This window comes from Oleidesulfovibrio vietnamensis, from assembly GCF_055388115.1.
Genome location: NZ_AP042419.1, coordinates 1,673,234 through 1,698,753, shown reverse-complemented (window position 1 = coordinate 1,698,753; position 25,520 = coordinate 1,673,234). Strand labels below are relative to the sequence as shown.

General features: G+C 55.0%; 26 protein-coding genes and 1 tRNA gene. 25 read left to right on the top strand and 2 right to left on the bottom strand.

The features are described 5' to 3' along the window. Positions 1–70 precede the first annotated feature (70 nt). From ACZ5D1_RS07565 to ACZ5D1_RS07450, 24 genes are all read left to right on the top strand, one after another. Positions 71–1,024 (top strand): hydrogenase small subunit, encoded by a 954-nt coding sequence (locus ACZ5D1_RS07565; protein ID WP_011368034.1) that lies wholly within the window; start codon positions 71–73, stop codon positions 1,022–1,024. A 56-nt stretch (positions 1,025–1,080) separates the two neighbouring features. After that, positions 1,081–2,787 carry a nickel-dependent hydrogenase large subunit gene (locus ACZ5D1_RS07560; RefSeq protein WP_011368035.1) on the top strand — a complete coding sequence of 569 codons (1,707 nt, stop codon included), beginning with the start codon at positions 1,081–1,083 and terminating at the stop codon, positions 2,785–2,787. Between the two features lie 76 nt (positions 2,788–2,863). Continuing rightward, a complete protein-coding gene (locus tag ACZ5D1_RS07555; protein WP_011368036.1) occupies positions 2,864–3,355 on the top strand; it encodes a HyaD/HybD family hydrogenase maturation endopeptidase in 492 nt (163 codons plus the stop codon). 18 nt (positions 3,356–3,373) lie between these two features. Next, positions 3,374–3,625 (top strand): HypC/HybG/HupF family hydrogenase formation chaperone, encoded by a 252-nt coding sequence (locus ACZ5D1_RS07550; protein WP_011368037.1) that lies wholly within the window; start codon positions 3,374–3,376, stop codon positions 3,623–3,625. A gap of 2 nt (positions 3,626–3,627) precedes the next feature. Further along, the gene (locus ACZ5D1_RS07545; RefSeq protein ID WP_273191750.1) at positions 3,628–4,206 is read left to right on the top strand and encodes an arylesterase; all 579 of its coding nucleotides are present in this window, start codon (positions 3,628–3,630) and stop codon (positions 4,204–4,206) included. A gap of 109 nt (positions 4,207–4,315) precedes the next feature. Then, the gene (gene ileS / locus ACZ5D1_RS07540) at positions 4,316–7,120 is read left to right on the top strand and encodes an isoleucine--tRNA ligase (RefSeq protein ID WP_011368039.1); all 2,805 of its coding nucleotides are present in this window, start codon (positions 4,316–4,318) and stop codon (positions 7,118–7,120) included. A gap of 61 nt (positions 7,121–7,181) precedes the next feature. After that, a complete protein-coding gene (gene lspA, locus ACZ5D1_RS07535; RefSeq protein WP_464556427.1) occupies positions 7,182–7,652 on the top strand; it encodes a signal peptidase II in 471 nt (156 codons plus the stop codon). A gap of 23 nt (positions 7,653–7,675) precedes the next feature. After that, a complete protein-coding gene (locus tag ACZ5D1_RS07530) occupies positions 7,676–7,924 on the top strand; it encodes a PLD nuclease N-terminal domain-containing protein (protein WP_011368041.1) in 249 nt (82 codons plus the stop codon). Continuing rightward, complete coding sequence (locus ACZ5D1_RS07525) at positions 7,914–8,420, top strand: hypothetical protein (RefSeq protein WP_011368042.1); 507 nt, start codon at positions 7,914–7,916, stop codon at positions 8,418–8,420. The genes ACZ5D1_RS07530 and ACZ5D1_RS07525 overlap by 11 nt, the downstream gene beginning before the upstream one ends. A gap of 104 nt (positions 8,421–8,524) precedes the next feature. Continuing rightward, positions 8,525–9,532, top strand: a complete 1,008-nt coding sequence (ybgF, locus tag ACZ5D1_RS07520) for a tol-pal system protein YbgF (RefSeq protein ID WP_011368043.1) — start codon at positions 8,525–8,527, stop codon at positions 9,530–9,532. A gap of 32 nt (positions 9,533–9,564) precedes the next feature. Continuing rightward, the gene (locus ACZ5D1_RS07515; RefSeq protein WP_011368044.1) at positions 9,565–10,005 is read left to right on the top strand and encodes an NIL domain-containing protein; all 441 of its coding nucleotides are present in this window, start codon (positions 9,565–9,567) and stop codon (positions 10,003–10,005) included. Between the two features lie 9 nt (positions 10,006–10,014). Then, positions 10,015–10,554 carry a PilZ domain-containing protein gene (locus ACZ5D1_RS07510; protein ID WP_027181142.1) on the top strand — a complete coding sequence of 180 codons (540 nt, stop codon included), beginning with the start codon at positions 10,015–10,017 and terminating at the stop codon, positions 10,552–10,554. Between the two features lie 37 nt (positions 10,555–10,591). Further along, positions 10,592–11,320: a protein phosphatase CheZ gene (locus tag ACZ5D1_RS07505; protein WP_011368046.1), complete on the top strand. Its 729-nt coding sequence runs from the start codon at positions 10,592–10,594 to the stop codon at positions 11,318–11,320. Positions 11,321–11,581: 261 nt separating this feature from the next. Next, a protein-coding gene (locus ACZ5D1_RS07500) for an IS3-like element ISDde2 family transposase (RefSeq protein WP_455697283.1) occupies positions 11,582–12,819 on the top strand; the annotation gives its coding sequence in 2 pieces (ribosomal slippage) (positions 11,582–11,936 and positions 11,936–12,819; 1,239 coding nt in all). A gap of 351 nt (positions 12,820–13,170) precedes the next feature. Continuing rightward, complete coding sequence (locus ACZ5D1_RS07495) at positions 13,171–14,064, top strand: NAD(P)/FAD-dependent oxidoreductase (RefSeq protein WP_011368047.1); 894 nt, start codon at positions 13,171–13,173, stop codon at positions 14,062–14,064. 74 nt (positions 14,065–14,138) lie between these two features. Continuing rightward, positions 14,139–14,214: transfer RNA gene (locus ACZ5D1_RS07490), tRNA-Ile, on the top strand. Positions 14,215–14,750: 536 nt separating this feature from the next. Then, positions 14,751–15,509, top strand: coding sequence for a DUF3450 domain-containing protein (locus ACZ5D1_RS07485; RefSeq protein WP_148204138.1), 759 nt, complete (start codon positions 14,751–14,753; stop codon positions 15,507–15,509). Further along, positions 15,506–16,930 (top strand): MotA/TolQ/ExbB proton channel family protein, encoded by a 1,425-nt coding sequence (locus tag ACZ5D1_RS07480; protein WP_464556423.1) that lies wholly within the window; start codon positions 15,506–15,508, stop codon positions 16,928–16,930. The genes ACZ5D1_RS07485 and ACZ5D1_RS07480 overlap by 4 nt, the downstream gene beginning before the upstream one ends. After that, the gene (locus ACZ5D1_RS07475) at positions 16,917–17,543 is read left to right on the top strand and encodes a MotA/TolQ/ExbB proton channel family protein (protein ID WP_011368050.1); all 627 of its coding nucleotides are present in this window, start codon (positions 16,917–16,919) and stop codon (positions 17,541–17,543) included. Before ACZ5D1_RS07480 ends, ACZ5D1_RS07475 begins: the two co-directional genes overlap by 14 nt. A gap of 2 nt (positions 17,544–17,545) precedes the next feature. Further along, positions 17,546–17,956 (top strand): ExbD/TolR family protein, encoded by a 411-nt coding sequence (locus ACZ5D1_RS07470; RefSeq protein WP_011368051.1) that lies wholly within the window; start codon positions 17,546–17,548, stop codon positions 17,954–17,956. After that, positions 17,953–18,612 (top strand): energy transducer TonB, encoded by a 660-nt coding sequence (locus ACZ5D1_RS07465; protein WP_464556421.1) that lies wholly within the window; start codon positions 17,953–17,955, stop codon positions 18,610–18,612. The genes ACZ5D1_RS07470 and ACZ5D1_RS07465 overlap by 4 nt, the downstream gene beginning before the upstream one ends. Next, on the top strand, positions 18,609–19,778 hold the full coding sequence (locus ACZ5D1_RS07460) for a tetratricopeptide repeat protein (RefSeq protein ID WP_464556419.1): 1,170 nt from the start codon (positions 18,609–18,611) through the stop codon (positions 19,776–19,778). Before ACZ5D1_RS07465 ends, ACZ5D1_RS07460 begins: the two co-directional genes overlap by 4 nt. Positions 19,779–20,124: 346 nt before the next feature. After that, positions 20,125–21,810, top strand: coding sequence for a methyl-accepting chemotaxis protein (locus ACZ5D1_RS07455; RefSeq protein ID WP_464556418.1), 1,686 nt, complete (start codon positions 20,125–20,127; stop codon positions 21,808–21,810). 59 nt (positions 21,811–21,869) lie between these two features. After that, positions 21,870–22,313: a DUF1499 domain-containing protein gene (locus ACZ5D1_RS07450; protein WP_049753826.1), complete on the top strand. Its 444-nt coding sequence runs from the start codon at positions 21,870–21,872 to the stop codon at positions 22,311–22,313. A gap of 16 nt (positions 22,314–22,329) precedes the next feature. Here ACZ5D1_RS07450 and ACZ5D1_RS07445 read toward each other — a convergent pair whose 3' ends face one another. After that, entirely contained in the window at positions 22,330–23,289 is a 960-nt protein-coding gene (locus tag ACZ5D1_RS07445) for a zinc metalloprotease HtpX (RefSeq protein WP_011368056.1), read from the bottom strand. A 153-nt stretch (positions 23,290–23,442) separates the two neighbouring features. On the opposite strand from ACZ5D1_RS07445, the gene ACZ5D1_RS07440 reads away from it, so the two are divergent. After that, on the top strand, positions 23,443–24,804 hold the full coding sequence (locus tag ACZ5D1_RS07440) for an MATE family efflux transporter (protein WP_464556417.1): 1,362 nt from the start codon (positions 23,443–23,445) through the stop codon (positions 24,802–24,804). Positions 24,805–25,119: 315 nt separating this feature from the next. Here ACZ5D1_RS07440 and ACZ5D1_RS07435 read toward each other — a convergent pair whose 3' ends face one another. Then, the gene (locus ACZ5D1_RS07435; RefSeq protein WP_464556415.1) at positions 25,120–25,389 is read right to left on the bottom strand and encodes an acylphosphatase; all 270 of its coding nucleotides are present in this window, start codon (positions 25,387–25,389) and stop codon (positions 25,120–25,122) included. Positions 25,390–25,520 lie beyond the last annotated feature (131 nt).

Genomic DNA, 25,520 nt, shown 5'->3' with positions numbered 1-25,520 from the left:
GATTGCAACGCAATCAGGGCAATAGTGCTCCTGCAGATCTGATCCTTTCATTGCAGTAAGGAGGTTTCGTATGAAGTTTTCTGTGGGTCTCGGCAAAGAGGGCGCAGAAGAGCGGTTGGCAAGCCGCGGCGTATCACGTCGTGACTTCCTTAAATTCTGTTCCACCGTGGCCGTGGCCATGGGCATGGGGCCGGCTTTTGCGCCGGAAGTGGCCCGCGCCCTGACATCGGGTAAACGGCCTTCGGTGGTGTACCTGCACAATGCCGAATGCACAGGCTGCTCGGAGTCTGTGCTGCGCGCATTCAACCCCTACATCGACGAACTGCTGCTGGACACCATTTCGCTGGACTATCACGAAACCATAATGGCAGCTGCAGGCCATGCCGCCGAAGAAGCGCTGCATCAGGCAGTACACGCTCCCGACGGATTCGTCGCCATTGTGGAAGGAGCCCTGCCGGTCAAGGACAACGGCATATACGGTATGGTCGGCGGCAGAACCATGCTTGACATATGCTCCGACATCCTGCCCAGGGCAAAAGCCGTCATAGCCTACGGCACCTGTGCCACGTTCGGCGGTGTGCAGGCGGCCGCCCCCAACCCCACCGGCGCAAAAGGCATCAACGATGCACTGGCCGAGTTGGGTGTCAATGCCGTCAATATCTCCGGCTGCCCGCCCAACCCCTTTAACCTTGTGGGCACCATCGTCCACTACCTCCACCATGGCACCATTCCCGAACTTGATTCTCAAAACCGCCCCCTCATGTTCTTCGGCAAATCGGTGCATGAGCAATGCCCGCGCCTGAAGCATTTCGACGCCGGAGAATTCGCTCCGTCCTTCGATTCAGAAGAAGCCCGCAAAGGGTGGTGTCTGTACGAACTGGGCTGCAAGGGTCCCATGACCATGAATAACTGCCCCAAAATCAAGTTCAACCAGACCAACTGGCCTGTTGATGCCGGCCACCCCTGCATCGGCTGCAGCGAACCTGATTTCTGGGATGCCATGAGCCCGTTCTACGAAATGTAGCGCAGGCCGGTACCGAAACGAATTGAACGCACTATAGCTTCAGAAGAGGAATCAATATGAGCGGTTGCAGAGCAAAAACAGCCCCCGCCGGAATTCCGGTCACGCCCAAGAGCGACTACAGCGGTCCCATTGTAGTGGACCCGATTACACGCATCGAAGGGCACCTGCGCATTGAGGTGGAGGTTGAAAACGGCCGTATTAAAAATGCCTGGAGCAGTTCACAGCTGTTCCGCGGACTCGAAATAATCCTCAAAGGACGCGACCCTCGCGACGCACAGCACTTCACTCAGCGCTCATGCGGTGTTTGCACCTATGTCCATGCCCTTGCCTCCACCCGCTGCGTGGACAACGCCGTGGGAGTGCGCATTCCCAAAAACGCAACGCTGATCCGCAACATGGTGCTGGCCGCGCAGTATATGCATGATCATATCGTGCACTTCTATCATCTGCATGCGCTGGACTGGGTGGATGTAACCAACGCACTTAAAGCCGACCCCGCTAAAGCCGCCAAGCTGGCGAACACCATCTCGCCGCGCAAAACCACGGCCGCTGACCTTAAAGCCGTACAGGAACGCCTGACCAAGTTTGTAGAAAGCGGCCAGCTCGGCCCCTTCACCAATGCCTACTTCCTCGGCGGGCATCCGTCTTACTATCTTGAGCCCGAAGTGGACCTCATTGCCACTGCCCACTATCTGGAGGCCCTGCGTCTGCAGGTGAAAGCCGCCAGGGCCATGGCTGTGTTCGGTGCCAAAAACCCGCATACCCAGTTCACCGACGTAGGCGGTGTAACCTGCTATGCCGCACTGACCCCCGAACGCATTGCAGAGTTCACTGCTCTGTGGAAAGAAACAAAAGCATTCATCGACGAAGTATACATTCCGGACCTGCTGGCAGTGGCCGGTTCGTACAAGGACTGGTCGGCCATCGGCGGCACCAGCAACTTCCTCACCTTCGGTGAGTTCCCCACAGATGAATACGACCTGAACAGCCGTTTCTTCCCGCAGGGAGCCATCTTCAACCGCGACCTCTCGGCGGTGAAGGATTTCGACCCTTCGAGCATCATGGAGCATGTGCGCTACAGCTGGTATGAAGGCGACAAGGCGCACCACCCCTATGAAGGCGTGACCGAGCCCAAATACACCGGCCTGCGGGGCGAAAACGACCGCTACTCGTGGATGAAAGCCCCCCGCTATCTTGAAGAGCCCATGGAAACGGGCCCGCTTGCACAGGTGCTTACCGCCTATGCCCGCGGCCACAAAGAAACAAAAGCGCTTGTTGACATGGTGCTGGGCAAACTGGGCGTGGGACCGGAAGCTCTCTTCTCCACGCTGGGACGCACCGCCGCACGAGGCATTGAAACCGCCATCATCGCCGAAAAAACAGGTCAGATGATCAACGAGTTGAAAGACAACATTGCCTCGGGTGACACGACGATCTACGAACCGTGGGAAATGCCCGACGAAGCGGAAGGTGTCGGATTTGTCACCGCACCGCGCGGCGCTCTGTCGCATTGGATCAAAATCCGTGAAGGCAAAATTGAAAACTTCCAGCTCGTGGTTCCTTCCACGTGGTCGCTGGGCCCGCGCTGTGCCAACGGCAAGCTGAGCCCTGTGGAAGAAGCGCTGGTGGGCACCCCCGTTGCCGACCCCAAACGTCCTGTGGAAATCCTGCGTACCGTGCATTCGTTTGACCCCTGCATCGCCTGCGGCGTGCACGTCATCGATTCGCAGACCAACGAGGTGCATAAGTTCAAAGTGCTGTAATTTTGCAGCGAAACAGCAAAATGAGAGGGAGCCCGGCCTTGCGCTGGACTCCCTTTTTTCCCTATAGTGGATGTGTATGGAGCAGACAAAACGCATACTTGTTCTGGGCGTCGGCAACATATTGTACACCGACGAAGGGCTGGGAGTCCGCGCAGTGGAATCCCTCATGGACCGTTATGAGTTTTCAGACAACATTACTCTTATGGATGGCGGCACACTGGGCATCAAGCTTATGGACGCCATCATGAGCTGCGAACAGCTGATTGTGGTTGACGCCGTACTGGGCGGCGATGCTCCGGGCTCAGTCTACCGGCTGACCGGCGAAGACCTGCGCAAAAGTCTCGGCTTCAATGATTCCATGCATCAGACCGACCTTGTGGATACGCTTATATACTGCGAAATTGCGGGCAACCGGCCGCAGGCAGTTGTCATAGGCATGGAGCCGTATGACTACCAGTCCATGGGAACGGAGCTTTCAGCCACTGTGGCAGAACGCCTGCCCGCAATGTGCGAGATTGTGCTCAAAGAGGTTTCCGATCATGGCGGCAGGTGGTCCGCCAGAACATAACAGAAGGGGGAAGACCGCATGTGTCTGGCAATTCCTGCGGAAGTGAACGAGCTGCTTGACGGAGACATGGCCAAGTGCCGTGTGGGCAAAAGCGACACCTTTGTTAATGTTTCCACAATGCTGCTTGAAGAACCCGCAGCTGTGGGAGATTTTCTCATCGTCCATGCAGGATTTGCCCTGCGCAAGCTGGACCCCGCAGAAGCACAGGAGAGCCTGCGTCTGCTCCGGCAGATGGCCAACATCGAAGAAGGAACTCCCGGAGGCTTTTAGCCGTGCTTCCGCCTTTTACCATCCTTGCTCTGGGAGACAGCCTGACTGAAGGTTACGGCCTTCCGGCGGGATGTGCTGTTCCCGATGTTCTCCGGCAGCTGCTGGAAAAATCAGGTACCCGCGTCCGCATTGTGAATCTGGGGCTTTCCGGCGATACAACAGCAGGCGGCCTCAGAAGACTGCGGGCATGGCTTTCGCGGCACCCGGCTCCCCATGCCGCCATGGTGGAGCTGGGTGTCAACGATACATTCATGGGACTGGAATACGAAGAAATTGAAGACAACCTTGATGCCATCCTGCAGATATTGACAGCTCAGGATGTTCCGGTCCTTCTTACCTCCATGCCGTTACTTTTTCCCGCACATGAAGAAGACCGAAAGGCGTTTGACGCCATCTATTCAAATCTCGCCGCGCGTCACCGTGTCATGCTTCACCCCTTTTTTCCCGAGGGCGTTGCGGCAAATCCTGCTCTGAGCCTGCCCGACGGCATTCACCCTGCCCCCGCAGGCGCACATGCCATCGCCGAACATCTTCTGCCTGCCGTACAAAAACTGCTGTGCAACGCCGCCGGCAGAGCCTGACAACTCCGCACCGGTGTATGCCTGCACCCTTGACTTTACATCACGCTTGCACCATGTTTCGGAGTTTACAACGTTCCGTATCCGATGCTTCCTGAGGAGAAGATTTTATATGAGCGATTATAAAAAAACCCTGCATCTGCCTGTCACCAAATTTCCCATGAAGGCAAATCTGACCCAGAAAGAGCCTGAAATGCTCAAGCGCTGGGAACAAACCGATGCGTACCGGATCATGTACTCCACCGGAGCCACCAAGGAGCCGTTCGTGCTCCATGACGGCCCGCCCTACGCCAACGGCAACATCCATCTGGGACATGCGCTCAATAAAATCATCAAAGATATCATTATAAAATCCCGCAACATGCAGGGGCATCCTTCTCAGTATGTTCCCGGGTGGGACTGCCATGGTCTGCCCATCGAACATAAGGTGGAGCAGCAGCTGGGCGAAAAAAAGAAAACGCTTCCGGCCCATGCAGTGCGCAGAGAATGCCGGAAATACGCCACCAAATATCTTGATATCCAGCGCAAAGAATTTAAAAGGCTCGGCGTGATGGGTCAGTGGGACAACCCCTATCTGACCATGACTCCGGCTTACGAGGCAGCCACCGCGCGCGAACTTGTGCGCTTTATGGAAAAAGGTTCGGTGGTGCGCAGCAAAAAACCCATTTACTGGTGCTGCTCCTGCGAAACGGCCCTCGCGGAAGCCGAGGTTGAATACCACGACCACACCTCGCCTTCGATCTTTGTCCGTTTCCCCATGCCTGACGCTCGTGTGGCCGAAATTCTGGGTACCGACCCGGCATCAACATCCATTGTCATCTGGACCACTACCCCGTGGACAATTCCGGACAACATGGCCGTGGCCGTACACCCCGAATTTGAATACGCCGTGGTAAAGAACGACGGACAGCACTATGTGCTGGCTGCTGAGCTTGCCGCTTCCTGTGCGGAAACCTTTGGCTGGGAAAACCCGCAGACAGTGCGCACCGTAACCGGTGCGGCGCTGGAAGGGCTGGTTGCCCGCCACCCCATTTACAATCGTGAATCTCCCGTGGTGCTTGCAGATTATGTAACGCTTGATTCCGGTACAGGCTGTGTGCACACGGCACCCGGTCACGGCCGCGAAGACTACGAAACCGGCTTGCGCTACGGTCTGGAAATATACTCGCCCATGAACGACGAAGGGCGTTTTCTTGATTCCGTAGAATTTTTCGCCGGACTCAATGTCTTTGAGGCCAATCCCAAAGTCATTGAAAAACTTGCGGAACTGGGCAACCTGCTTGCTCAGGCAAAAATCAAGCATTCGTATCCTCACTGCTGGCGCTGTAAGCAGCCTGTCATCTTCCGCGCCACCACCCAGTGGTTCATTTCCATGGAAGCCAACGGCCTGCGCGAAAAAGCGCTGAAAGCCATCCGCAACGATGTGGACTGGATTCCGGCATGGGGCGAAGAGCGCATCTACAGCATGGTCGAAAACAGGCCCGACTGGTGCATTTCGCGTCAGCGGCTGTGGGGTGTGCCCATCATAGCCCTGCTGTGCGAATCTTGCGATGAGGCATGGTACGACACAGAGTGGGCGGCCGGCATTGTTGAAAAATTTGCCAATCACCCCACGGGCTGCGATTACTGGTTTGAAACAGATCTTTCGCAGATTGTACCCGAAGGACTTGTCTGCCCCAAATGCGGCGGTACACACTGGGCAAAAGTCAAAGACATCCTTGATGTCTGGTTTGACTCCGGCACCAGCTTTGCAGCCGTGGTGGAACAACGCGAAGAATGCTCATTCCCTGCAGACATGTATCTGGAAGGCTCAGACCAGCACCGGGGCTGGTTCCACAGCTCGCTGCTGGCATCCGTGGGCACCCGCGGTATTCCTCCTTACAAAGCCGTCCTAACGCACGGCTACGTTGTGGACGGTGAAGGGCGCAAGATGTCGAAATCCATCGGCAACGGCATTGCCCCTCAGGAAATCATTGATAAGTACGGGGCAGAGATACTGCGTATGTGGGTATCATCCGCCGATTACCGCGAAGATGTACGGATATCCGAAGAAATCCTGAGCAGACTGGTGGATGCCTACCGCAGAATCCGCAATACCTGCCGCTATCTGCTGGGCAACCTTTCGGACCTGAGCGCTGCAGACCTGCTGCCTGTGGGCCAGCTGGAGAGCCTTGACCGCTTTGCGCTGGATATAGCCATGCGTGCCCACAAACGGGTGCAGGCAGCCTATAACGACTACGAATTCCATAAGGTGTACCATACGCTGCACAATCTCTGCGTCAGCGACCTTTCGGCTTTCTACCTTGATATACTCAAGGACCGGCTTTACTCATCCAAAGCCGACTCGAAAGAACGCCGCTCGGCACAGACCGCAGTGTACCACATTCTCATGCTGCTCATCCGCGACATGGCACCGGTGCTCAGCTTCACCGCCGAAGAAGTGTACAGCTACATTCCCGAAGCACTGCGTCCCGAAGCCGTGACAGTGTTTGCACTGCGCGAAGACGACATTCCGCCCATGGAAATGCCCGCGGCGGAACGTGAAGACTGGGAAGCTTTTCTGGCTGTCCGCGCCGAAGTGACTAAAGCCATGGAACCGGTCCGCAAATCCGGCGAAATTGGCCATCCGCTGGATGCCCACGTGACCCTGTTCATGGATGATGCGCTTGCGGCAAAACTGAAGGCGACCGGTGCGGACCTGCGGGCCTGCTTCATCGTTTCTAAAGTTACCGTCGCACCTCTGGCACAGGCTCCTGAGCAGGCCTACACGTCGGAAGAACTGAACGGCCTGCGCATATCCATTGCCAAGGCACCCGGACAAAAATGCGAACGGTGCTGGATATGGAGCGAAGAACTGGGCAGCAGCAGCGAACACCCGTCGTTGTGCCCCCGGTGCACCGGCGTACTCTGCGCCTGATACTGATCATCTGCGCGGGCCCGCACTGCGGGTCCGCGCTATCTCCATACAGAGGAAAGCCATGCGTCCACGTTTTTTCGTCGTGTACCTCATCGCCGCACTTGTCATTGCCGTTGACCAGTGGACAAAGCAATGGGCAGCCTCCACCATCCCTCCGCTTATCGGCTATACAGTTATTCCCGGTTTTTTCGACCTCGTAAACGTGCGTAACCGCGGCGCTGCTTTCGGCTTTTTAAACAGAAGCGACATAGAATGGCAGTTCTGGCTCTTTTTCGCCGCTGCCGTCACAGCCGTCCTCGCCATCATTGCCATGACACGCTCCGCCAAAAGCAATTCCTACCTGTTTACAGGGTTCGGGCTTATCATGGGGGGAGCCATCGGCAACCTCATTGACAGAATCCGCTTCCGCGCCGTTATCGACTTTCTTGATTTCCACATAGGCGGGTATCACTGGCCCGCATTCAACGTGGCGGATATGGGCATCTGCGTCGGAGCATTTTTTGTCTGCCTGGCAGTGTACAAACACAAATAACCTGCGACCGGAGAAATTCAGTCATGCTCCCACTGGTTGACCTTGTACTGCAAACTGATAATCTTCCGCTGATGATGCTGCTGCTTGCCGCACCTATCATTCCCAACCTGTGGTGCATCTGGCATGCCTATTCAAATGAATTTCCCTCTCCGGCAGAGCGGGTTCTCTGGATGGGAATAGGTGTTTTCGTTCCGGTGCTCGGCGGGTTGTCGTACTTGTTATTCGGCTGGCGCCGCAGCAGAAAACCCCGGACAGTACCTGATGAACAGTAAAGCGATCGCGTATGCTGCCTGTTTCGTATTGCTGACCATGCAGGGGTGCACCCCCGCGCAACGCAGTGATGTGGAATACCTGCAGGCATATATGGATGCCACCAACGCTTCACTGCGCGATGCGGCCGAGCAGGCTGCCCGACTGAATGAAGCCCTGAGCAGACGTCTGGCCGAAACAGAGCAGGAGCGGCATGCAATTAAAGCCGAGCTGGAACAACAGCAGGAGCAGTTGCGACGCGTCAAGCTGGCCATCAAACGGGCCAAACGCATGTCACGCCGCAAAACGGCCGAACTGCAAAACGAAACCGAAGCCCTGCGGGGTCGTCAGGAACAGCTGGAACTGAACATCCGCAGGCTTGCCCTCAACCTTTCCCGTGAACTGGATCCCTATTCTGACTCGGGCGACTTTTCGCAGGTGGAATCACCCCCTGCCCCTAAAGCGGGACCTGCCGCACTTTCCACCTCATCCACAGTGCCGGAAACGGACAAGCCCTGAACAAAACGTAAAAGCTCTTTACTGCTTGCCCATATAAGCCCCTGTGCAGTATAAACCGGCAGACGCATAGATAGTAAACAGAAGCAACTGAACAGGATATTTCTATGAAAAATATAGCAAAAGCCCTGTGTGCCACTGCTGCAGTCATTGCCTTGGGCGGCTGCGTGCAGCAAAGAGATCTCGACCTGCTGGAAGTACGCATAGCACAGCAGGAACGCCATGTGGATTCACTGACCAGAGAACTGAACAATGCATCAAGACAGATCGACTCCGTCCAGCCCAGTCAGGCTGACCTGTGGGCGCAGGTGCAGACCATGCGCAACGATGTCGCGTTGCTTCAGGGCCAGATGGATGCGTTGCTGAATACTGAAGACAGCCTGCCGGAAGCCATGGCCCAGATAAAAGAACTGCGGGCAGACGCAGACAGAATGGAACTGGCTTTGCGGCAGATAGAGTCAGAATTCGGGCTTGAGCTTGAAGTGCTCAAACGCCCCGCTCCGGCGGCTCCTTCTGCCAACGCCACCCGGCACAACGCCACAGTGCAAAATGCCACTCGCACGCTGCCGGCCGCCAACGCCACCATGGCAATACCTGAAAATGATCCCGTTGCCGCGGCAGTTACCACGCTGCCGGTAGCAACCACACGCGGCAAAACTCCCGGCAACGCCACAGGCGGTGCCCCGGCACAGATACAGCCCCCGCAGGGCAACACAACGGCACAGACTGCCCCGAAGGCGGACCCCGCCGATATGCTGTATGAGCAGGCTCTCGCCTCGTTCAAAGAGCGGAACTACCAGGCTGCGCAACGTCAGTGGAAAGAATTTGCCACGGCTTTTCCCGCGCATGCCATGGTTGCCAACGCCGTATTCTGGCAGGGTGAATGCTTTTACCAGATGGAAGATTACGCGCGTGCCGTTCTGGCCTATCAGGACGTTGTGACCAAACACGCTGACAGCAGCAAATATTTGCCGGCCATGCTCAAACAGGGAATTTCACTGATCAGGCTGGGCAAAACCAAAGCCGGAAAAATCAGGCTGGAAGAAATCATCAAAAAGCATCCGGGGACGCCTGAAGCCAAACGGGCCGCAACGGTGCTGAAAGAAACCAAATAGAGACACGCCGCCCGCATGGCAAGGAAGCAACCATGAATGACACTCAAAAAGCATACAGAAAAAATATCCACCTCACCTTTCCGCCGCAGGTTTCCAAAGAGCCTGTGGTTTGCAACCTGACACGGTTGTTCGACCTGACTTTCAACATCCTGAAAGCGCAGATAACCCCCCGCAAGGAAGGATATCTCACCCTGGAGCTGGTCGGCAGTCAGGAAAACTGCGGCAAAGCCATCGCCTACCTCAAAGAACACGAAATTGCTGTCTCCCCCGTGGACCAGAGAATTTCACGCGATGAAGATTCCTGTATGCACTGCGGCATGTGTACCGCCATCTGCCCTGTGGACGCCCTGCATATGGACTGGGTTGCCCGTACTGTAACTTTTGACACCGAACGCTGTACTGCCTGCGGACTGTGCACCAAGGTATGTCCTGTGCGCGCCATGCATGTGGAAGTGGAAAACGGCCCCTGGTAGACAACCCTCATGGAAAAACGTTCATATTCCCGCGTTGCGGCAAGCATCTCCGGCAGGTTCCGGCTTATGTCCGGCACCGACGATCAGCCGCTTTATTCCGGCTGGTCCGGGGCTTCCGCCAAAGATGCGGAACAGGCGCTGCAGCAGGCAAAATTACCAGATGCCATGGTTCAGTTTCTGGCAACCATGGATGCCAAACTGGATGCCATACTGGGGCAGATGCAGCGCGACACCTTGCGGGAGGATTTTCCTTTCCGTCTGCGCGTCAGCCAGATAAGCGGTGCGGGAATCCGTTTTTTCACGCAGGAAGAACTGCACGAAGGTTCGCTTCTTGAGGTGGTGCTGTTTCTCAGACAGTATCCGCTTTCGGTGGCATCCGCCGCCGGACGCATAACCCGCTGTTCAACGCACGCCGACGCGCTTTCAGACAATGCACAGAATGAATACGCGCTGGAATTCACAGTTATCAATGATTCCGAGCTGGAACAGGTAATAGGATTTGTTTTTGATCAGGAACGGCGCATTATCCGCCAGCACAGATGGGAATGACCGCGCACCTGCCAGCCGACAAACACAGGAGTTTGCCATGCGCACTCAGGAAGCCATCCTTGAACAGGTAATGCAGAATGTTACCGCACAGGTAGCTGACAGCATCAAAGACGCAATAGCACAGACAATTCAGAACGAGCTGACAACAAATCTTACAAGAGCTCTGCTTGAGGGTGAGTTCTATAAAAAACTCAACTCAGACATGCGCAGCGGGCTGCAGAATATCTATCAGGAAATTTCCCACGCAGCCAAAGATAAAAGTGTCGCTCCTCCAAGCGAAGCACAGACCGACAAACTTTTCTCTGAAGCTTCCGAACAGTTGGACGAAATTCTGACAACAACCGAGCAGGCAACAGACGATATAATGGATGTTGTCGAGCAGCAGCTTGAAAGGCAGGCGGAAGCAAGCGCCCTGCTTGATGCTCTGGAGAAAGAAGCCCCCGGGGACTCCATAACGCAGTTACGTGCCATTAACAGCGAACTGGCAGACAATCTTACTACCATACTGACAGCACTGAGCTTTCAGGACATTACGGGACAGCGCATCAAAAAAATAATCACGGCTCTGCAGCGCATAGAAAGTACTGTATTCGAACTTTATATGTCCACAGGGCTTATTATGAAGGCGTACAGTGAAACCCCCGATAAAGAGATTGAAGAACTGGAACAGGAAGCACGGCAGAAAATGTCGGAACTCAAAGGTCCCACAAGAGACGTTTCACAAAGCGATATAGACGACATGCTTGCCCAGTTGGGTATGGACTGATCATTTTCACATGCTGTCTCGTTCCTTCTGAACTACCGGCACCCCGCGCTCACAGCGCGGGGTGTTTTATCTGCAGCCCGCAGTCACAGCCGGCACCAACCGCCCGCACCGTACCCGATCCGCAATTCATGCCACCTGCCTGCGCCTCTGCATAGACACAAAGCACTATGTGTCTCCGGAAGGCCCGTAAGGTACACAAGCCTTATTCCGCAATTTGTATGTCCCGTCCTGAAATAGGTTGACAAGTAAGGAGCCTATTTCATGGAAAGTGAAAAGAATCAGCATGTAAAGCGCACCCAACGAGACTACACGATGGCCTTTAAAATATCCGTCGTGACTCAAGTGGAACAAGGCGAAATGACATACAAGCAGGCTCAGAAGATGTATGGTATTCAAGGGCGCAGCACTGTGCTTATCTGGCTTAGAAAGCACGGAACTCTTGATTGGAGCAAGCCTGTGGTACATTCGAGTAAATCGCCAAAAGCTAAAGAGACTCCCGCGCAGCAAATCAGAAGATTGGAACGGGAGCTGAGGGACGAGAGGCTGAAGAACATGCTTCTCAACGAAATGATTGACATTTCAGACCGCGAATACGGGACTGCCATAAGAAAAAAGTTTACCCCCGAGCTGCACGAAATCTTCAACAAAAAGCCAAAGTAAGCTTGGCGGCTTGTTGCAGGCAGCTCGGGGTGAGCCGCCAATCTGTTTATCAGGCCGAAAAGCGTTTTGAATTCCGAGCTATCCAGCTTCAAGTTGTGAAAGAGCTGGTGCTTGCCGTCAGAGCCAGAATGCCTCGGCTTGGAACCAGAAAGCTGTATTCGCTGCTGTGCGATGCTATCAGCGCAAAGGGAATCAAGCTTGGTCGCGATGCTTTGTTCGCGTTGTTACGAAAGGAGCACATGCTCATAAGGCGCAAACGAAACTACACAAAAACAACAAATTCAAAGCATTGGCTCAAGAAGCACCCGAACTTGTTTAAAGATATCCGACCATCAAGTCCGGAGCAGGTTTTTGTTAGTGACATCACATATCTTTCGACAAGAGAGCAGACCTACTACCTCACCTTGGTGACGGATGCTTATAGTAGAAAGATCATGGGACATAGCCTCAATCGGGATCTTGGAGCTGAAGGGGTGTCCAAGGCACTGGAAAAAGCTGCCAGGAACCGTTTGACTACCAAAGAGGCAATCCACCACTCTGACAGGGGGCTTCAGTACGCATCGACCATCTACCAAGACAAGTTGAGTAAGGCAGGGATGCTTTGTTCCATGACTGATGGATACGATTGCTATCAGAACGCTTTGGCTGAACGGGTGAATGGCATCCTGAAGCAAGAGTTTCTATTTGTGCCATGCAAAAGTTACGATGAGTTGAAGGCAGTTGTGGACGAGTCGATCGGAATCTATAATACGGAGCGTCCTCATCTTAGCCTGAATATGAAGACGCCGGAGTATGTACATAAAATGGGCTGTGAGGTTGCCCTCACAGCCCAAACTTGAACAATCTAAAAAACGTCAACTCATTTTAGGACGGGTCAGTAACGGCCGTTGTCCTTGGTTACCCTGCGCACCTGCCCGGCTTCCGCCATCGGTACACAAAAGCAGCAGCCTTAGGTTCCTGTCATCCATCGTGGCAGATATGCAAAAAGGTCTGACGGATATCCCCATTTGCAAAAACTCTGCAAAAAAAGCCGCAGCCAAATCACAGCCGGCACGGGGCAGCCGGCATCTCTGGACAGGCTCCTCCGTCACCGCCCCCCCCGGCTTTTAAATTTTACCCTTGCCAGCCACAGATATGATTCCCATATTAGATAATGTGTTTTTTCCAACCCTCACACGGAGGCTGTGATCATGCATACCCCCCTAGTCATCATCGGTTCCGGCCCTGCCGGACTGTCTTCCGCCATCTACACCTGCAGATCCGGCATTGATACTATCGTATTCGGCTCAAAGCCCAAAGTTGCCGGAGATTATGAGATAGACAACTATTTCGGATTTGAAGAAACAATTTCCGGCAAAGAACTGCTGGAAAAAGGGCGGGCGCAGGCCGAGCGCTTCGGTGCCCGCTTTAAAGAAGACAGGGTGCTCTCTGTACATCATAACGAAAGCGGAGGCTTTCATATAAAAACTGAGCACGAAGAATTTGACGCATGCGCGGTCATTCTGGCCACCGGCGTGGGCAGAGTCCGTCCGGGCATAAGCAACCTGAAAGATTACGAGGGCAAAGGAGTATCCTACTGCGTAAGTTGTGACGGTTTTTTTTATAAAAACCGAAAAGTTATCGTAGTCGGGGAAGGCATCTACGCCGCCAATCAGGCTCTTGAACTCTTGTCGTATACGCCCCACGTGACCATAATCACGCAAGGGAAAAAATCGTCCATCACTCCGGAATTCCAGCAACGCCTTAGTGCTGCCGGCATAACCGTTTCAGAACAAAAAATCGAAACCCTTTCCGGCTCTCCGGCACTGTCATCCGTTACCTTGTCGGACGGGACAAGCCTTGAGGCCGAAGGTATTTTCATTGCCATGGGCGAAGCTTCTTCACTTGATTTTGCTTATACTCTGGGGCTGGAACGCAGCGGCGTCTTTCTGGTGGCAGACAAAGAACAAAAAACCAACATTCCCGGAATATACGCTGCAGGCGACTGCACAGGCGGTTTTTTGCAAATTGCAGTAGCAGTTGGCGAAGGAGCCACTGCTGCACGCTCGGCCATTGCTCACATCAAAGAAAATTGCAAAGGCTGAAAGCAAACAGGCACCATAACATATTGACACCCCTCGTGGCTGGTGATATCTAGCTCAGCTCGTTGGACGCAAAAGGGCCTATAGCTCAGTTGGCAGAGCCTCCGGCTCATAACCGGCAGGTCGCAGGTTCAAATCCTGCTGGGCCCACCACGAACGTAAAGGTTACGACTATGTCGTAACCTTTTTTCTTTGTCTGCACCGGACACCGCCAACCCGCACCGCCATCAGCTATAGTTGCACCGACTCCACGCTGTCCCCTCACTCGTACGGGCGCAAGACCTGAAACTGAAGACGAACCCTGATCCGATTAACATCGTTGCGAATTTGTGGACACCATGCGCTTCTGCCACGCAGTTGCAATCAGATGCAGCAATGACTCCTGCCGGAGCGCAGAATTCATGCCTACCCTGCGACACAAACTCAAAAAGCCTGCCGCACTGCAAAGCCCCCTCAATCGACGCTGACGGTGAACTGCTGCCCGATGACCAGGCTACATTTTTGCCGATTCTTTGCGCGCAAAACAGCATCTCCTCATAAAAACATCACTTTCATCATAACCTGCCAACTATCCATTTTTTTATTTTGCATCTTGCACAATCATTTTTTCTGCGGTATTCGTAGCTCACTTTTTATAGATAATGAGTTTCAGAATCAAAATCAAAAAGGATCTGTACCCGGTGAAGTTAATGAAACCAAATTGTTATCTTACATCTGCCGCACTCCTGCTTCTTATGCCGTTATCGGTCTTGGCAGCTTCCCCTGCTGCTGATGTCATTGCCGAAACAGCCAAAGCAATACAGGCGGAATCAGCGGCACAGGCAGATTATTCCCGCTGGGCAGATCAAAAAGAAGCACTCGGCGCTGAAATCCGTGATCTGAAAGCCACAGACACATGGCTCGATTTTCAGAATGAGAAATACGCAGCCTATATCAATAAGCAGCATGAAGTAATTGCCGAACTCCAGCGAAGAAAACAGGAAGCCCGACGCATTCAGATGGAGCTGGAGCCTTTTCTGGAAACCATTGTCGATGACCTTGCCCTATTCATACAAAGCGACCTGCCCTTTCTGGCAGAAGAGCGGGCGGCAAGAGTGGCCTTTTTGCGCGACAGTCTGGGCGACTACAGGCTGGAGCTCAGCGAAAAGCTACGAAGAGTTTTTGAAGCTCTGCACGTTGAAGCAGAATACGGACGCACAATTGAAGTATCTGCGCAGGAACTGACCATTGAAGGAGAGCCGAGGCAGGTTTCGCTTTTCCGTCTGGGCAGAACAGCACTCTACTACACCACGGGTGACGGTGCCCGGGCAGGCATGTGGAATGCTGCGACGCAGACATGGCAATCTCTCGATCAGGATACCGCCCGCACCCTGCACAAAGCTGAAGAAATGGCGGCGCGCAAACGTGCAGTTGAGCTTCTGCAACTACCCATCGGAAAGGTACAATGAAATACAAAATACTCACACTGGTTACACTGCTGATAACCGCCAGCGTGCCGGCACACGCCCAGTGGTCCGGTGCGGTGGCTGAAACCCGCAAACTGGCTGCGGAAACCCGCTCAGAGGCAGCCAAAACCCGCGACCTGATAACATCGGAAAAAAAAGCTGTGGTGAACGAAAAAGCGCAGCTTGAAAAAGTGATTGCCGCCAAGCACAAGCAGCACGAAGAGCTTAAAGCCAGATACGAAGCTTTGCTGCAGCAGGAAGCCCGACTGAAAGAGGAGCTGGCGCAGCAGGCCCATGAACTGAAAACCATTGACGGCACCATCCGCACTTCAGCCAAGCAGGCCAGAGACTATTTTCACGAAAGCCTCACAACACCTGAATTTCCGCATCGTGAACCGGTGCTGAGCGCCATCCTGACTCCGGAAACCTTTCCCGGACTTGAAGGCATAAAAAATCTGCTGCGGCTTTATATGGAAGAGATGTCCGCCTCAGGACGTGTACAGCTTCGCGAAGGGTCTTTTGTCAATGCTGACGGACGCACAGAAACCGCCCGACTGCTGCGTATAGGCACATTCACAGCGGCCTTTAAAAAACAGGACGGCACTGCCGGATTTCTGCGTCCCCTGCATGAAGGTTCGTTACTGGGCGCTGTTCCGGGAAATCCCGGCTGGACGCTGGGACGCGGAATGCGGGCGTACTTTGAAGGCGAAAGCGATACCTTTCCGGTAGATATTTCCAATGGAGCAGCGCTGGCCAGGCTGGAGCAGGACCAGAAAGGAATATACGAGTGGCTCCAGACAGGCGGCCTGCTGGTATGGCCCATCATTCTGGTGGGCATCATCGCGCTGGGCCTTGTTATTGAACGTTTTTACACACTGGGCAGGTTGCGCGGAAATTCTGACAGAAACATGCAGACCATACTGTCCATGATTCGTGCCAGAAAATGGCATGAGTGTCAGGAGTTCTGCGCAAGGGCTTCCAATTTTCCCACATGCCGTATCATAGGACATACTCTGGGATATATGGGGGCAACCCGCGAGATTATTGAAAACGCTTATCAGGAAGCAATGCTCAAAGAGTTGCCTGTTCTGGAACGCTTTCTGCCCACACTCAGCGTGCTGGCAGCGGTGGCGCCGCTTCTGGGGCTTCTGGGTACCGTCACCGGCATGATCAACACCTTTCAGACAATCACACTGTACGGTACCGGCGACCCGCGCATGATGTCGGGCGGTATTTCAGAAGCATTGATCACCACTCAGCTGGGACTGGCCGTGGCCGTGCCCATCATGATTCTGCATCACATTCTGGAACGTCGGGTAGATGCTCTGATGGGCGACATGGAAGAAAAAGGAACAAGCTTTACTGTAGCACTGATGCAGCAGCGCCAGATACGACAGGGAGAATCATACGGTGCAGCTGCATGATTATCTTGAACAGGTGCTGGTGTATTTTAATGCCGGAGGGCCGACTATGGTTCCTATCATGGCATTCTCGTTTGCCATCTGGCTTATAATATTACTCAAATCATACTGGTTCATTACCGAAAACCGCTGCGAGGCCGCGCCGGCGGACTGCCTGCGCACCACGCCGCAGGAAAAATGCAGATGCGCCTGCTGGCAACGGGAAATAGCTGATGCGTACATTCAGTCAAAAAGCGACGCCCCCGACCTGAACCGCAAACTGCTGCATAGTCTCTGTGTCAGGCAGCATGCAAAAACAAACAGGCTTATCGCCACGCTTTTTATTCTGGCAGCCATCACCCCCCTGCTGGGTCTGCTCGGCACTGTCTCCGGCATGATATCAACATTTAACGTCATATCCCAGTTCGGCACCGGCAACGCACGGGCCCTTGCCTCCGGCATATCAGAAGCCCTTGTAACCACGCAGAGCGGACTGGTGGCAGCTATTCCCGGTCTGCTCATGGCAGCCATACTGGCCCGCAGGGCAGACAAAATGAAAAAACGTATGGAAATGTTCTGCATAGGACTTCAGTACGAAACCGACAGCCCCATGACCTCAACCCACACGGCCGGTTAACCATGCAAAGCATCCGCTATACCCGGGCCGCCCGCAACAGGCGCAGCGAAGTCAACATGACACCGCTTATTGATATGGTGTTCATCCTGCTGATTTTCTTCATTGTGACCACCAGTTTTGTGCGGGAATCCGGCATAGATGTAAATCGTCCTGCTGCCCAGTCGGCGGAAACCAAAGAAAAAGCGAACGTCATACTGGGGCTAACCAGCGAAGGCAGAATATATGTTGAAGGCAGAACGCTGGATATACGCTCCGTACGGGCGTACATGGAACGGTTTCTGGCGGAAACCCCCGAAGGATCAGTCGTTATTGTAGCCGACAAACAGAGCATGACGGGCAACGCGGTGCAGGTTCTCGACCAGTGCCGTCTGGCCGGAGTGCGCAACATCAGCATTGCGGCCAAAAAAGAATGATCGTCAGGCCCATACGACACACCGGCAGACTGATTGCCGGAGCGGCAGGTGCCGTTTTCATGGTGGGACTGCTGCATGTGGGTATCCTGCAGCTTAACCGTGGCGGCGAGACAACCCATCCTGAAGAAATACACGGTGCCATCCGGCTGGCACAGCAGACAGACGAGCCGCCTGTCCCCGAAGAGCGGGCGAAAGCCATAAAGGAAACCCCGCCGCCGGAAAAACTCCCCAGAACATTTTCATCGAAACAGACTTCGCGGCCGCAACGCCCCGCCATGACGCAGGCTCCGTCTTTTTCCGCAGAGCTGCATCCGTCCGTGAAAGGCGGCATGGCCATGCCCGCGCTGTCCGTGGCCGGAGCAACCTTTACCCTTGCCGAAGTGGATACGCCGCCGCGGGTGGTACGCACCGTCCCCCTAAAGTACCCGCTTGTGGCCAAACGCAGCAACATTGAAGGCTATGTGATCGTAAACATGCTTGTGACTGCCGAGGGCAAACCCGAGCAACTGAGCATACAGGCCGCTTCTCCGGCAGGTATTTTTGAAGAATCTGCTCTTGAGGCAGCCCGGCAGTCGCGTTTCACTCCCGGAAAGCTCAACGGGCAGGCTGTTGACACATGGGTTCAGCAACCGTTTGAATTTAAAGTGACGCAATGAAATACGCCATACTTGTATCATCTGTTTTACTGCTGCTCTGCATCAGCATAAAGACGTCCCGGGCAGACGCATTGCCCGCCGAAGCCAGAAAACCTCTGCACACAGCGCAGCAGTATATCCAGAAAGAACGCTACAACGAGGCGGCTGCTGTTCTTGAGGATTATTTAGCCACTGCCGCAGACCCTGCCCCGCCGGAAGCATATCTGCTGCTTGGCGGGGCGTACAGCCATGCAGAAAAAACCATGCAGGCTCTGGAAATATGCAAAAAAGGTCTGCGGAATTTTCCGGAAAATGCCATGCTGCACCACAATGCAGGAATCGCCGCATATTCGCTCAAGCGCTATGCCGAAGCCGCATTACATCTTGAAAAAAGCTGCACCCTGCAAAAAAAACCACAAGCGGCACTGCTTCTGCAGACAGGATATGCCTATTATCAGGCCGAACACTACAAGGATGCAGCACGCGTACTGCAACTGTTGCTGGACAGATATACACCGCATCAGAAGCAATGGGTAAGCCTGGCGGTACATGCCCACCTTAACGCAGGAGCGGCCCGGAAGGCGGAAGAAATCATACTTTCCGAAATCGGGGCAGAAAGCATCACTCCGGACTACCTAAAGCTGCTTGCCAATATTTACCTTGAGCAGGAAAAAACAGCCAGTGCCGCTGCCGCCATGGAACTGTATTCGCGTCTCACAACCATGTCCGCTCAGGACTTCAGCTGGCTGAGGTCGCTTTACCGCTATCTGAACGCGCCCCTGCTGGAGCTTCATACGCTCAGCCGTACCGGCGCACAGGCCGGTTCATCCCAGACGGCTCTGCAGACGGCAAAGCTGTATGCAGAGGCAGGCAGAACGCTTCAGGCTGTGGCTCTGCTGCAAAAACACGCCGGTCAGAATGCCCTTATGGAACAGGGAAAAATTCTGTACAACGCCAGAAAGTTTGCCGATGCCCGCACAGCCCTGCAAAAAGTGACTGACCCCGACCTGCAGCAACAGGCCAGATTCTATCTTGCTCTTTGCGCATGGGAACAGCAGCAATGGAGTTCCGCGCGCAGCAGTCTGCAGCAGATCAGCAGACAGTCACCGTTTGCAGCACAGGCCCGTCCGTATCTGAACATTCTTGACGAGCTGGACAAAGCAAAAGAACTGCAGCCATCATCATAAACGCCGCTCTGCCGTGCTGCAGCAATGTCATGCGCAGCCATGCGCATGCTGCCCTGTTGTCTCCCTGCCCTCCCTATATCGCCTCTTCGCCGCGCCCCGGCCTGCGTACGGCAACGGCTGCCTTCTTGCCGCCGTTGCCGGCGCGGGCCGCTTTCCACAATCCTCCGGAACCATCTCCGCCCTGCCATCCGCTGCCGCAATCTGCCCCGTTCCGGCGATTGCCGGCATGCGGCAAAACTTTATCAATGAAATAACAGCCGATTCATACATAATTACCGCTACAACAGTCATTCTGCTCACAACAGCGTCTTATCCGGATGCATCCAGACAGGCAGAGAGGTCCGCCATGCTCAACAAGCTTAGTATCCGTTCCATTATCCTGTTCACCGTGCTGCTGGGCCCAGTGGTGCTGACAGTGCTGCTGGCGGGACAACGCCTGAACGATATCAAAGAAAGTTCCAGACAGGCCATTCTGAGTCAGAGCCGTGCCATAGTACAGCTGGCGGAAGATACCCGTAATGAAATGGCACACAAGCTCAATGACGGTATTCTGAAACCGCTGGACAGCTTGCCTGCGGACAAGGTGCTGAGCGCGGTACCTGTTGTGACAGCCATGCGCATTGCCCAGCAGAGTTCACAGAAAGCCAACTATACTTTCCGCGCTCCCAAAATATCACCACGAAACCCCGCCAACGAACCGACTCCGGCAGAGCTGAAAGCGCTCAGCGCCATGAAGCGGGACAATCTCAATGAATACATTATCACGGAACCGGACAGGATTCTGTATTTCCGCCCTGTGCGCCTGACAGAAGAATGCATGTACTGCCACGGCGAACCGAAAGGCACCCGCGACGTGACAGGCGGGATCAAGGAAGGCTGGAAAACAGGAGATATCCACGGCGCATTTGTCGTCATCAGCTCTCTGGACGAAGCCAACAGAGACATGGCGCGGGCGCGGATGAGCGTTGCAGGCTGGGCGGGCGGCGTTCTGGCCGTTATCCTCAGCATAACATGGCTTATGCTGAAGCGCAGGGTCATATCACCTCTCAACAACCTGCAGAGTATAACAGAAGAGATGGCACAGGGCCGCTTTGACAAAACGATCCGGTCCACAGCCAGAGATGAGTTCGCCATGCTTACAAAATCGCTGGGCAAAATGCAGTCTCGCGTGGCCATGACAGTACAGGGAGTCAAGGTCACGGCATCGCAGGTGGCGGACGGCAGCAGACACCTTTCCGAATCAAGCCGTTCCATGTCCGAAGGGGCGGTAAGTCAGGCGGCATCCATGGAAGAAATATCGTCTTCCATGGAAGAGATGGCCTCGAATATCAAGCAGAACGCCCAGAATGCCCGTGAAACCGAAACCATATCGTTGCAGGCGGCACAGCAGGCGGAACAGGGGGGCACAGCCGTGCTGCGCACGGTGGAAGCAATGAAAGAGATAGCACAAAAAATCACAGTGATTGAAGAGATAGCCCGGCAGACCAATCTGCTGGCACTTAACGCGGCCATAGAAGCTGCGCGCGCCGGTGAGCACGGCAAAGGCTTTGCCGTTGTGGCACAGGAAGTACGCAAGCTGGCAGAACGCTCCGGCAGCTCCGCTGCCGAAATCAACAGCCTGTCAGCATCCAGTCTGGAAGTGGCAGACTCCGCACTGGCCATGCTGCGCAAAATTACCCCCGATATCCAGAAGACATCGGGGCTGGTGCAGGAAATTGCTGCAGCCTGTGCGGAACAGAATATCGGCGCAGAGCAGATAAACAAGGCTATCCAGCAGCTGGACGCCGTGGTACAGCAGAATGCAGCCACTTCGGAACAGGTAGCCAGCACTTCCCGGCAACTGGCCGCCGGAGCTGACGAACTGCAACGGAATATCGACTTTTTTCAGGTAAGCGAACACAGCGCGGGCCATGGCAGCGACTCCGCGGCGCTCAGCCCCGTCAGGCAGGCAGGCCCGGGCAAAAAGCGCTCAGGCCGGAAAAATTCCGGCGGGCAGAAAAAACATGCAGCAGATGAATTTACCAAGTTCTGAACCGCAGGCGCGTGGCAACACTACCCGGCGGCAACTGCACCAGCGTAAAAGGCGGCCTCATGGTCAGTCCCCGAAGAATACTGACGTTCATCCTGCTTATGGCAGCCGCGACAGCATGTTCCGCTGCGCCGCCTCAGGAATCATCCATGCTGCCGCAGTGTCCTGACCGTCCCAACTGTGTCAGTTCCCTGCAGCAGGGCACAAGCCACGCCGTGCCTCCCATGGCGTTGCACGGCACCACAGAAGCTGCAATGGAGACTGCGGAACAAATCCTGCGGCAGATGGGCGCGGCATCAGTCAGCAAAACAGAAAACGGAATCCATGCTGTCTTTCGCAGCAGAATTTTCGGCTTCAAAGACGACATGCATATTGTCGCTGATTCCTCGCAAGGACTTCTGCATATCAGGTCCGCTTCGCGAACCGGTTATTATGATTTCGGCGTCAACCGGCGGCGGGCACTGGATTTTGCCGCACGCTATGCCGACGCCACCCGCAGGCCCTGAACCTGAAATGCGGCGGTCAGTACCATATTCCACCCAACCGCCATCTGGGGCGCAGTATCTGCCGGACCGGCACCTGCACCGGCTGCGTGTACCGGACATAGAGCGGCACCTGTGCGCTGCCGCCCTGCGTATGCATCCGGCCTGCAACAGCCATCAGCCTGTTCACCCGCTCATGCGTGGGCGGATGAGTCCGTAAAAAAGAAGGTTCTTCCACTCTTCTGCCCGGTGCCAGCATACGCTCCCAAAGTCCGGCCCCGGAACGCTCCAGACGCTGCAGCGCCATGGCCAGTCCCTGCGGGTCGCCGCTGAGCCGTGCAGCCATGGCGTCGGCATCAAACTCGCGCGTCCGCGACAACGCAAGCTGAAGCAACATGGCCATATGGGGCGCAAGAATAAGCAGCACCACCAGCAGCCACGAAACAGTGACCTCTCCGGCAAGCAGCAGCGGAATGTTGAGCAGCAACAGAATCTTGCCCGCAGTGGAAAACAACGCCGTCACCCTGCTGACAACATCGGCAAGAGTCATCACACGGGTGTCCGCACCCGCGATATGTGACACCTCATGCGCCAGCACGGCAATCAGTTCGCGCATGGTCAGGTTACGCAGCAAAGCGTCGGAAACAGCTATGGCTGCATGCTTTCCGCTGCCGACGGTAAAGGCATTAAGCACCGTGCTAGGTATATGATACAGCACCGGCAGATGCTCCAGCCCCGCCCTGCGGCTGAGTTCTGCCAGAGCATGGTACACTGCGGGCGCATGTTCACTGCGCAGTGGTCTTGCCCTGTACATGCGCAGCAGAATGGCAGGCGACACAGACGGCAGCCACAACAGGGCAGCGCCTGCCGCGGCGACAGCCCACACGGCGCCTCCGTCGCCCAGCAGTATCCATCCTGTCAATGCCAGCAGAGCAAGCATCCCTGCCACCAGCAGCACTGTCTGTATCAGATTCCCGTGGCGGAACCCCTCGTGTAACATGATTTTCTCCATATCGCTGTCAGTCAGATCACATCATGAGCTATAACAGCAACCTGTCTTGTCAATGCGTGCCGGAGTGCTTTTGTTCCCCGGCAAAGTACGCTATGAGTTCCTAACCACGTGCGCAGATTGTGCATTCATACAGGAGCCGCCATGTCCCAGACCCTATCCACCGCAACACAGCAACACCCGTTCAGAACAAAACCAGCCAGAACATTTCTGTCACTGGCTGTGCCGGTGCTGTTCTCGCTGGTGGCAGAACCGCTGACAGGTCTTGCAGACACGGCCTTTGTAGCCAGACTGGGCGAAGCGCCGCTGGCAGCACTGGGCGTGGGCACCATGACCCTCTCGGCCATTTTCTGGGCATTCAATTTTCTGAGCATAGGAACACAGACAGAAGTGGCACAGGCTCTTGGCGGCGGTAACAGAGAAAAAGCGGCAGACACATGCGGAGCCGCCCTGCTCCTTTCATGCTCACTCGGCGTGGTCACGGCTCTGGCGGCGCTCCCTTTTCTGCATCCGATCGTAACTTTCATGGGGGCCGACGAAACCATGGCTCCGCTGGCAGCAGAATACATCCGCCTGCGCCTTGTGGGGGCTCCGGCCCTGCTTGTGACTCTGGCCGGCATCGGAGCGCTGCGGGGGCTGCAGGACATGCGCACACCGTTCTGGGTAGCCTGCATTGTCAATATAATGAACATTCTGCTGGACTGGCTGCTTATATTCGGTATCGGGCCTTTTCCCGCGCTGGGCGTTTCCGGTGCGGCACTGGCCACATCGTGCAGCCAGTGGGCCGGCGCGGCATGGACGCTGGCCGTGGTGTGGAAAAGGCTGCGTCCTTCATGGCACATCCAGCTGCACGACATAAAAAAGCTGTTCACCATCGGCGGCGATCTTTTTGTACGCTCAGGAATGGTCATTCTGTTTCTGCTGCTGGGCACCAGAGCAGCCACCGCGGCAGGTACTGACGCCGGAGCGGCGCATCAGGCCATAAGACAGTTTTTCATCTTCACGGCATTGTTTCTGGATACCTTTGCCATTACCGGACAAAGCCTCATCGGTCTTTTTTTCGGCCAGCGCGATATTGCCGCATCGCGTCTGGTCGCCTCTTTTGTCTGCCGCTGGAGCCTGTGGACAGGTTGTCTGCTTTCTGTAGTGATGCTTGCAGGACAAAAAGGCATCGCATGGCTGCTGGTGCCCGCATCTGTGCTGGATACATTTATTCCCGCATGGGTGGTGGCGGCGCTTATCCAGCCGGTGAACGCACTCTCTTTTGCCACCGACGGCATCCACTGGGGCACAGGTGATTTCCGCTTCATCCGCAACGCCATGGTTGCGGCTTCCACCACGGCCATTGCCGCTCTTATCTGCATCACCTACCTGCAACCTGCCGCCATGCTCAACTGGGTATGGGGCATTACCGGACTGTGGACTACAGTCCGTGCCGGATTCGGCCTGTACCGCATCTGGCCCGGATCCCCGTCAGCCCCGCTGGGGCGCAGCAGCCCGCTGTAGCGGTGTCCTGTACCCCGCGTACCCCGCCTGCTCATTCCTGTGCACACTGCGATTCTCTTTTACGTCTACCGGATATCACTATGAGCATACTCCAGATAAAACATTGCACCGCCTGCGGTAAAAAAACCTATCACAGATTTTATGACGCGCTGAAAAACAGATACGTATGCCGGTCATACTGGGAATGCCTGGACTGCCGGACACGCTCGGAACAGCCGCATGACAAAGGCTTCAGTTCAGGATGCCGCATGGCACCCGACACCGGAAAATGAAGCGGGATGCCGAAGCATCCCGCAGGCAGGTTCTGTAACCGGATTATCTCATTTCAAACCCGTCATACACCGTGTCGTAGTCAATCCATGCAGCCTTCACATCAAGAATGCCGGTTGCCGGACCGCCCTGTTTCAGCACAACTTTCAACTTTTCAAGCCCGCCGTCATTCCCCTGAGCCAGCAGCTCGGCACGGCCGGTTTCAATCCTGCGTACCCAGCCGTTCAGCCCCAGAACAACGGCATGATCATATACCCATGCAAGAAAGTACCCCTGCTCAACATTACCAGTTACGATAAGATGCAGGCTCTTCATATGGTACCTCTCTTTTCTGCACATTACGATGAGTCACCAACGCACCGCACAGCTGCAAGGCTTGTTTTTAGTATAGCTACGCATTAAAAATCAGGCAAGATCACTACCATGGAGTATGTGCCGGTGGCAGA

Coding starts and splice junctions, on each gene's coding strand:
- ACZ5D1_RS07485 (WP_148204138.1), top strand. CDS start 14,751: ATGAAACCAAATTGTTATCTTACATCTGCCGCACTCCTGCTTCTTATG.
- ACZ5D1_RS07440 (WP_464556417.1), top strand. CDS start 23,443: ATGTCCCAGACCCTATCCACCGCAACACAGCAACACCCGTTCAGAACA.
- ACZ5D1_RS07530 (WP_011368041.1), top strand. CDS start 7,676: ATGCTCCCACTGGTTGACCTTGTACTGCAAACTGATAATCTTCCGCTG.
- ACZ5D1_RS07465 (WP_464556421.1), top strand. CDS start 17,953: ATGATCGTCAGGCCCATACGACACACCGGCAGACTGATTGCCGGAGCG.
- ACZ5D1_RS07565 (WP_011368034.1), top strand. CDS start 71: ATGAAGTTTTCTGTGGGTCTCGGCAAAGAGGGCGCAGAAGAGCGGTTG.
- ACZ5D1_RS07435 (WP_464556415.1), bottom strand. CDS start 25,389: ATGAAGAGCCTGCATCTTATCGTAACTGGTAATGTTGAGCAGGGGTAC.
- ACZ5D1_RS07480 (WP_464556423.1), top strand. CDS start 15,506: ATGAAATACAAAATACTCACACTGGTTACACTGCTGATAACCGCCAGC.
- ACZ5D1_RS07495 (WP_011368047.1), top strand. CDS start 13,171: ATGCATACCCCCCTAGTCATCATCGGTTCCGGCCCTGCCGGACTGTCT.
- ACZ5D1_RS07505 (WP_011368046.1), top strand. CDS start 10,592: ATGCGCACTCAGGAAGCCATCCTTGAACAGGTAATGCAGAATGTTACC.
- ACZ5D1_RS07525 (WP_011368042.1), top strand. CDS start 7,914: ATGAACAGTAAAGCGATCGCGTATGCTGCCTGTTTCGTATTGCTGACC.
- ACZ5D1_RS07560 (WP_011368035.1), top strand. CDS start 1,081: ATGAGCGGTTGCAGAGCAAAAACAGCCCCCGCCGGAATTCCGGTCACG.
- ACZ5D1_RS07455 (WP_464556418.1), top strand. CDS start 20,125: ATGCTCAACAAGCTTAGTATCCGTTCCATTATCCTGTTCACCGTGCTG.
- ACZ5D1_RS07470 (WP_011368051.1), top strand. CDS start 17,546: ATGCAAAGCATCCGCTATACCCGGGCCGCCCGCAACAGGCGCAGCGAA.
- ACZ5D1_RS07460 (WP_464556419.1), top strand. CDS start 18,609: ATGAAATACGCCATACTTGTATCATCTGTTTTACTGCTGCTCTGCATC.
- ACZ5D1_RS07555 (WP_011368036.1), top strand. CDS start 2,864: ATGGAGCAGACAAAACGCATACTTGTTCTGGGCGTCGGCAACATATTG.
- ileS (WP_011368039.1), top strand. CDS start 4,316: ATGAGCGATTATAAAAAAACCCTGCATCTGCCTGTCACCAAATTTCCC.
- lspA (WP_464556427.1), top strand. CDS start 7,182: ATGCGTCCACGTTTTTTCGTCGTGTACCTCATCGCCGCACTTGTCATT.
- ACZ5D1_RS07550 (WP_011368037.1), top strand. CDS start 3,374: ATGTGTCTGGCAATTCCTGCGGAAGTGAACGAGCTGCTTGACGGAGAC.
- ybgF (WP_011368043.1), top strand. CDS start 8,525: ATGAAAAATATAGCAAAAGCCCTGTGTGCCACTGCTGCAGTCATTGCC.
- ACZ5D1_RS07515 (WP_011368044.1), top strand. CDS start 9,565: ATGAATGACACTCAAAAAGCATACAGAAAAAATATCCACCTCACCTTT.
- ACZ5D1_RS07445 (WP_011368056.1), bottom strand. CDS start 23,289: ATGTTACACGAGGGGTTCCGCCACGGGAATCTGATACAGACAGTGCTG.
- ACZ5D1_RS07450 (WP_049753826.1), top strand. CDS start 21,870: ATGGTCAGTCCCCGAAGAATACTGACGTTCATCCTGCTTATGGCAGCC.
- ACZ5D1_RS07510 (WP_027181142.1), top strand. CDS start 10,015: ATGGAAAAACGTTCATATTCCCGCGTTGCGGCAAGCATCTCCGGCAGG.